The 7,732-nt window shown below is 35.5% G+C and carries 8 protein-coding genes; 6 read left to right on the top strand and 2 right to left on the bottom strand.

Features of this window, described 5'->3' with window-relative positions; genetic code table 11:
- Positions 1–45: 45 nt before the first annotated feature.
- The gene (locus tag Q1B07_RS20300) at positions 46–300 is read right to left on the bottom strand and encodes a hypothetical protein (protein ID WP_299092520.1); all 255 of its coding nucleotides are present in this window, start codon (positions 298–300) and stop codon (positions 46–48) included.
- A 269-nt stretch (positions 301–569) separates the two neighbouring features.
- On the opposite strand from Q1B07_RS20300, the gene wecB reads away from it, so the two are divergent.
- From wecB to Q1B07_RS20275, 5 genes are all read left to right on the top strand, one after another.
- The gene (gene wecB, locus Q1B07_RS20295) at positions 570–1,661 is read left to right on the top strand and encodes a non-hydrolyzing UDP-N-acetylglucosamine 2-epimerase (RefSeq protein ID WP_299092521.1); all 1,092 of its coding nucleotides are present in this window, start codon (positions 570–572) and stop codon (positions 1,659–1,661) included.
- Positions 1,654–2,643 carry a polysaccharide biosynthesis protein gene (locus tag Q1B07_RS20290; protein ID WP_299092523.1) on the top strand — a complete coding sequence of 330 codons (990 nt, stop codon included), beginning with the start codon at positions 1,654–1,656 and terminating at the stop codon, positions 2,641–2,643. Before wecB ends, Q1B07_RS20290 begins: the two co-directional genes overlap by 8 nt.
- Complete coding sequence (locus tag Q1B07_RS20285) at positions 2,640–3,467, top strand: SDR family oxidoreductase (protein ID WP_299092524.1); 828 nt, start codon at positions 2,640–2,642, stop codon at positions 3,465–3,467. Before Q1B07_RS20290 ends, Q1B07_RS20285 begins: the two co-directional genes overlap by 4 nt.
- A complete protein-coding gene (locus Q1B07_RS20280) occupies positions 3,464–4,369 on the top strand; it encodes an NAD-dependent epimerase/dehydratase family protein (RefSeq protein WP_299092525.1) in 906 nt (301 codons plus the stop codon). The genes Q1B07_RS20285 and Q1B07_RS20280 overlap by 4 nt, the downstream gene beginning before the upstream one ends.
- A 257-nt stretch (positions 4,370–4,626) precedes the next feature.
- Positions 4,627–5,553 (top strand): glycosyltransferase, encoded by a 927-nt coding sequence (locus tag Q1B07_RS20275; RefSeq protein ID WP_299092527.1) that lies wholly within the window; start codon positions 4,627–4,629, stop codon positions 5,551–5,553.
- 471 nt (positions 5,554–6,024) lie between these two features.
- Here the strand turns inward: Q1B07_RS20275 and Q1B07_RS20270 are convergent, their stop codons facing one another.
- Positions 6,025–6,219, bottom strand: coding sequence for a hypothetical protein (locus tag Q1B07_RS20270; RefSeq protein WP_299092529.1), 195 nt, complete (start codon positions 6,217–6,219; stop codon positions 6,025–6,027).
- Positions 6,220–6,607: 388 nt separating this feature from the next.
- Between Q1B07_RS20270 and Q1B07_RS20265 the strand changes: the two genes are divergently transcribed.
- On the top strand, positions 6,608–7,675 hold the full coding sequence (locus tag Q1B07_RS20265; RefSeq protein WP_299092531.1) for a glycosyltransferase family 4 protein: 1,068 nt from the start codon (positions 6,608–6,610) through the stop codon (positions 7,673–7,675).
- Positions 7,676–7,732: the final 57 nt, after the last annotated feature.

Raw genomic sequence — 7,732 nt, 5'->3', positions numbered from 1 at the left:
GCATTAAATAGTAACAAGAAAGCTGATTAGATAGGCGATATTAGCCTATATTAGAAAATCTGTGAATAATTCAGGATAATAGGTGTTTTTTATGGAATGAATCACAATAAATAAAGCCCCTACTGTTACCGTTGCCTCATTTGCAAAGCCTATTAACGCTTCCTCAGGACTTAAAATACCAGAAACCATCAATAAGACTAACGCAGTGAACATCACAAGATCAGTTTCAAATTTATCCGCTACTAATACGAAAACCAATAGACATACGATACAAACTGTCATCATCCCGTACAAGGTCATGTTATCACTCTTTTATTTAAGATCATCATGGTATTTTATATGCGGCCCTCATGCAATCCGAATTACTGTTAGCCTATCGTTTACAAGTTTGTATGAATGACCTTACATTCCTTGATTGTTCTCCATGTTATAGTTTTCCTTATGACCACTGGGCAAACAAAAAGTTAATAGAGTTGCCTATAGCATTATATGAATGACTGCATAATCTATAAGAGAAAGCGTCTAATAGGAACAAAAAACTAAAAATGAAGGATATGAGAGGGCACACTATGAAAGTAATGACAATCTTAGGTACCAGGCCAGAAATTATTCGCTTGAGCCTTACGATAAAAAAACTCGACATATATGCAGAAAAGCATTGTTTGGTCTTTACCGGACAAAATTTCACTTCTTCATTAAGTGATATCTTTTTCGAACAATTAGGGGTTCGAAAACCTGATTATATCTTGTCGAATCAGCAGCAATCTCTTGGGGAGCAGTTATCAGGCATGTATAAAAGGCTAGAAGCCATTTTTCTTAAAGAGAAGCCAGATAGAGTTCTCGTATTAGGCGATACAAACAGCGGTTTAAGTGCTATTTTAGCTGAACGGATGGGAATACCAGTGGTGCATATGGAAGCTGGAAACCGATGCTTTGATTTAGAAGTTCCAGAAGAGAAAAATCGTCGTGTGATTGATGCCATTTCTAGTATTAATCTTCCTTATACACCTCAAAGTAAAGAAAACTTAGTGAAAGAGGGTTTTCCACGAAATCGGATTTTTATCTCGGGTAATCCAATTAACGAGGTTTTACAGCATTATGATACAGAGATTGAGGACAGCAAGATTCTTTCAAGCTTAAACCTTAAAAAAGATGACTACTTTTTAGTCACAACACATCGTGCGGAAAATGTTGATCATGAAAATCGCTTACTTGAAATTTTCAAAGGCTTAAATATTGTCGCTGAGGCCTATAAAAAAAGGATTATTTGCAGTATTCATCCCCGAACCAAATCTCGTATCGATCGTATTCAAGATTTTAAGCTTCATTCATTAGTAGAATTTCACGAACCATTTGGATTTTTTGATTTTGTGAAATTAGAAAAAAATGCATTTTGCGTGATAACAGATAGCGGAACGGTACAAGAGGAATGTTGTTTGTTTCACGTCCCAACGGTCACCATTCGCAAAACGACCGAACGGCCGGAAACCATTGCATGTGGCAGCAATATGTTATCTGGAATCAACGCTTCTCAAATTGTAAATTGCGTAAACGTTATGGTAAGCCAACCGAAAACATGGTCTTTGCCTGAAGGATATGATCACCCAAATGTTTCAGATAAAGTAATGAAAATTTTGCTAGGAGGTATGGAATTTGTTTAATAATCAAATTGTTTTAGTTACTGGAGGCACAGGATCATGGGGACATGAATTGATTTCCCAGTTATTAACGCATAACCCAAAGGAGATCCGTATTTTTTCAAGAAATGAATCTGCTCAGTTTACGATGAAACAAGAGTTTGATAGTAACCCAAAATTGAAATTTATCATTGGTGATATTAAGGAAAAGGATTCCTTAATTGAAGCATGTCACAATGTGGATTATGTTTTCCATTTAGCAGCGTTAAAGCATGTCCCGGTTTGTGAGGACCAGCCGATTGAAGCATTAAAAACAAACGTCATTGGTACACAAAATGTAATCGATGCTGCAATTGCCTGTGAGGTTCATCGAGTTGTTTATATTTCAACAGATAAGGCTTCTAACCCATCAAATTTTTATGGCTTATCAAAAGCGATGGGAGAAAGGCTCATTATACATGCAAACACATTAAACACTAAAACAAGATTCGTCTGTATACGCGGTGGAAATGTTTTAGGGACGAACGGCAGTGTCATCCATGTCTTTAAAAAACAAATTGAGGAAAAACAAAAAGTCGGCATTACTGATCTAAATATGACTCGTTTCTTCTTAACTGTACAGGATGCGATTAAACTCGTCTTTAAAGCAACCTTTGAAAGTGTTGGCGGAGAAATTTTTGTTATGAAAATGCCTGCATGTAAAATCGTGGACCTTGCCCAGGTATTAATCGATTCATCTAAGAAGGAGAATGTTGAGATTGAAATCCTTGGGGTACGCCCAGGTGAGAAAATTGATGAGTTGCTTCTATCAGAATATGAAAGTAAAACCACGATTGCCTATGATGAGGAATATTTCGTGATTCTTCCTTCCATTCACATCGATGGAATCAAGGAGCAGTATGCTGATTATAAACCTGCTAATTTACAAAGTTATCACTCTGGTACTGGACTTATGACCCAAGCTGAGATTAAAGAGATGTTATTGAAAGGTGGGTTTATTAAATGAAATTATTGATCCTTGGTGGAAAAGGGATGGCAGGACATGTCATAGTGGATTACTTTAAACAGAAGGGACAGCACGATGTCTTCTATACATCAAGGGACCAAAATGATAAAGATTCACTCTATCTGGATGTTACGGATATTAAAAAATTGGAGGACATCATTGAGTTGATCAATCCCGATATCATTATTAATGGTATCGGCATTTTAAATGAAGCGGCAACCAATCATCCTGTTCTTGCGTTTCAGGTCAATAGCTTATTGCCCCATCAATTAGTTAAATTAGTTGAACGTCACAATGGAAAATTAATCCACATTAGTACGGACTGTGTTTTTTCGGGAACAAAAGGTGATTACACTGAATTTGATCATCCTGATGGAACTTCCGTATATTCCCAGTCCAAGCGTTGGGGAGAAATTATCAGTGATAAACATTTAACCATACGGACTTCTATCATCGGGCCGGAATTGAAAGAAGATGGTATTGGGCTGTTTTTATGGTTTATGAAACAAAAGGGTGAAATAAAAGGTTATCAAAAGGTGTTATGGAATGGAGTTACAACGCTGGAGCTGGCAAAGGCAATCGATGCGATGATCGAGCATAACGTAACTGGTCTTTACAATCTTGGTGCAGAAGAAAAAATTTCGAAATATTCATTGCTGAAATTAATCCAAAAAGTGTTTAAAAAGGATGACGTGATCATTACTCCAGATGATAAAATCGTCCTCGACCGAACAATCAAAAGCACTCGAACAGATTTTCACTACCAGCTTCCTTCATATGAAGAAATGATTAAAGAATTGCATAGCTGGATGCGAGGCAAATGAAGCAGCCTGCCATTTTAATAACCGGAGCAAGCGGTTTTACTGGCCAGCATGCATGCAGCCATTTCTTAAAAGCTGGTTATCATGTTATAGCTGTTTCAAGAAATGGCTCTTTTTCTAATAAGAAGATAACCGTTGAACATTGTGATCTTACGATAAAAGAAGATGTTATCAAGCTAATCAAAAAAATAAAGCCTGAATATGTTCTCCATTTGGCCGGACAAAACCATGTAGGAAAGTCATGGAGTGATCCTATTTCTTCAATGGAAGCAAATATCATGTCAACCGCCTACCTACTGGAAGCGTTGCGTCAAGTAAATCCTGCTTGCAAAATTGTTGTTGTCGGCTCCGCTCTTCAATTCAATCCTAACAATCTATCTACTCTTACACATCCTTATAGCTTAAGCAAAACCCTGCAAATTTTAATTGCCCAATCGTGGGCTGCCTTATATAAGATGCATATTGTCATTGCAAAACCATCTAATTTAATAGGACCAGGATTTTCAAGCGGAGTTTGTTCGATCTTTGCGCAAAGAATAGTCGAAATGGAGGAAAATGCTGGAGAAAAGGTACTTGAAGTCTATAATCCATATGTACAACGTGATTTTATTGATGTGAGAGATGCCGTAACTGCCTATGAGATCCTATTAAATAAAGGAAGTTCAGGCGAAATTTATGACATTTCTTCAGGAAAAAGCCGGTCTTTAGATGAAATCATAATTGGATACAAGGCCTTAACCTCGGTTGATTTCAAGGTAAACACTCAAGTGAATAACCTGCTAGAACAACCAGTTATCATTTCCACTCAAAAACTCATAGAATTAGGCTGGAAGCAATTGATTCCCATTGAGACATCTTTGCGGGATATTCTTTATTTTTACAGAGGAAGTAAGAATAATCCTTGATTGTTAACATCTCGATTTACTATAAATTTATGGAGTTGCTTTCAATCTTGTTTGTTTCTAGAACATAGATGATGGAAAGACGCTCCTTTTTTTTATATTGCGCTTATGCCACAAAAAAGGAGGAAAAGACACAATCAAGATAAAATAGGTTTCATAAGATAGTACAAATGAGTACTAAATACTGCCTGGTATCAAGCTCAAGCATGTTTTTTAAATTTGAATTCTTAATCTGTTATGGAAAGTGGGTATGTAACATCATGAAAAGACTAAAAATATTGTTTTTGACAAGAGACCGGTCACAACAAATGGAGAAAAGCAGCTATTACATAGCTGAAGAAATGAAGAAACAATGTGATCTTATGTTGTGGACCGAAGATGGGCATATTTTAAAAATACTTACCCAGTTACCTGATAAACCAGATTTTATTTTCCTAAATGACTTCCTTGATCCCAGACTTTGTCCTCAAATTGTGGGACTTGAAAAAGTGAATATTCCTAAAGGTATGATTTTCCACGATATTTCTTACAAGATTCAAGAAAGAAAAGAATATGTAAAAAAAAATAAAATCGATTTTATCTTTCCACATTACAGGGATGCTTTTTTAAGATGGTATCCTGAATTAGCTCATCGTTTAGTATGGCTGCCTCATCACGTAAACATTGAGGTTTATAAAGATTTTCAACTTCCAAAAACGATTAATTGGCTCATTATGGGCGCCATTGTACGGCATATTTATCCTCTGCGGGAAATTATGCTTAATACAATGAAGAATCAACCCGGTTTCGTATATCACCCACATCCTGGCTATACAGAAGTTCAAAATGTTAACAGTGGATCACTAATAGGAGATGATTATGCTAAAGAAATAAATCGATCAAAGATGTTTCTTACATGCAATTCCGTTTATGGTTACACCCTTATGAAGTACTTTGAGGTACTTGGATGTAATACATTATTAATGGCACCGGCAACGAAGGAAACAACAGATTTGGGTTTAATTGATGGTGTTCATTTTATCGCAGTAAACAGGGATAATTTCATGGAAAAAGCCAAGTATTATCTTATTCATGAAGAGGAAAGAAAAGCCATTTCTCAAAACGGTTATGAATTTGTTAGAGCACATCATTCTACGAAAGCAAGAGTTCAGCACCTACTTGAAAATATCTCAACATTGCTTTCATAAAGTGAAACTAATCATGCTTAAACCTCCACGTCCTTATGTCTCTCTTGACTTGGACAATAATCCTTCATCGAATTTTAACGGACAGTTATCCGCCACTTATTTTATTATCCCGCTTACATCTTGAAGTGGGGGTTTTACTGCCCGTTAAGATTGGAATAAAAAAGTATTCAATACCTTTGACTTGTTAATGATATAAAAAGGAGAAAGGCCATCACAAAGGTGAAACCTAACTCCTTTTCATTGATTGATTAAAATTGGCTAAACGCAGTTCCTGAAAAAGTGATCGGTCCTACAATTCTGGCAGAGTTTACTAATGATGAGTTTTCCAATTCAACTGTAATAAAGTATGCTTGATTCCCTGTAGGAACATTAAGATCGATAGCTTGAAATGAAATGGTTCTATTTTGGTCTACAGATACCTGTAATTCACCGCGAACAGTCAGAATAATCCCTCCAGTATTCCTAAAAACCTTAAATAGAACCGTAGGATTTCCAACCTGGGCAGTAATTCCAACCGTTGCATAATATGACCCTGTTTACATTATTTGATAAATTTAAGCCAAACTCAGCCAATTTAAGTGCATTTGGTGAAGCAGGAACTGGGATTGAAAGAGTTCCACTGCCGTTAGAAGGAACACTAGAACCTGAACCAAGAAATTCCGGCATATCAAACACCTCCTTTCTATTAACTTATGTCAAAAGAAAGAATTTGATTGTGCTTGTTTACTAGTATTCAACGTTAATATAGTATTATTAATAGAAATATTTGGTTTAAAAGCCCATGTTGTTTATTACTATTTTGAATGAAGCGATAGGCTCCAAACTCCTTCGAGTACAAGGAAAAAAGGTGACCAGCTGGAGTCTTTTTTCTGAATTAAAATTCAAACAAAAAGAACTTTACTAAATCCAGCCACTCCCCATTACATGACATGTAATAGAGTTTTAAACATTTCATTAAACTTTTCCTTATAAATGCATATGATTAAGTAGCGGGAAAAAAAGAGTCATTCTCTATTCAACTGAAGGATCTAACTTAAGTTTAAAGGAGATAAAAATGAATATACTGTTTACTTATTATATTCCAAGCGGCGGAATGGAAACCTTAGCCCGTCAAAGAAGCAAAGCACTTAGTCAATACGGAATAAATTTTCACTTTCTTTATTTTTTTGAAGGATCAGGTGTACAAAATATTCGTGATATTCCTACATTTATTACAAATGATGATAAGGAAATCAATGAAATTCTGATAAATGGAAATTATGATCTAGTCATTATTTGCTCAGATTACCCATTTGTGGAACGTCTAAGAAATCTTGGTTATACAGGCCATATCATCTTTGAAGTTCAAGGACTTGGAGATTTCCATACTGCTGAGAAGTGGTTAACAGATGCCGTTAGTTTTATTAAACCTAATAATGTAAGTGGAATCTTATATCCAATAACCCCTCATTTGGTTCAATTGATTGATAAACTCTATCCAGATCATAAAAAGTTTTGTTTTGATAATTGTATTGACACATCTATATTTCAATATAAATCAAACGAAAAACCAGCATTGCCCATCATTGGCTGGGTCGGTAGATTAGAAGAAAATAAAAATTGGAGAGATTTTTTAAGAATTTGCTCTTCAATCGTACAATATAGTCCGGACATAGAGATTTGGATATTCGAAGATGCATCACTTTCTTCACAAGAAGAAAGAAGAGCATTTACTAAACTTATACAGAGCCTAAACCTATCAAATAAATTAAGATTATTCGATAATATTCCACATGAAAAAATGGCCGAATATTATTCAATGATTGGCCATTCAGGCGGCTTTTTATGTTCTACTTCGAAAGTTGAAGGTTTTGGATATGCAATAGTTGAAGCAATGAGCTGCAGGTGCCCTGTTTTGACAACAGACTCAGATGGGGTTAAACGATCCATCATCCATAATAAAACTGGAAAAATTTATCCTCACAACGACATTCAAAAAGCTGTTGAAGAAGCAAATGAAATAATGAATAACACTCCGGTTCGAAATCAGATTATTAATGAAGCAGAAAAACTCGTTCATTCTAACTTTTCACTGTCTGTGTATGCAAATCATTTCTTGAACATGCTTAACACCTTGAAATAAAGTGTTCTCAAAATTCAAAGGGTCAATCCCGCAAACACAATATATTGTACCCTTAAT

It is taken from the genome of uncultured Metabacillus sp. (assembly GCF_947503125.1).
Lineage (GTDB): Bacteria > Bacillota > Bacilli > Bacillales > Bacillaceae > Metabacillus.
The sequence above is the reverse complement of the archived record's forward strand: the minus strand, read 5'-3'. Positions and strand labels throughout refer to the sequence as shown.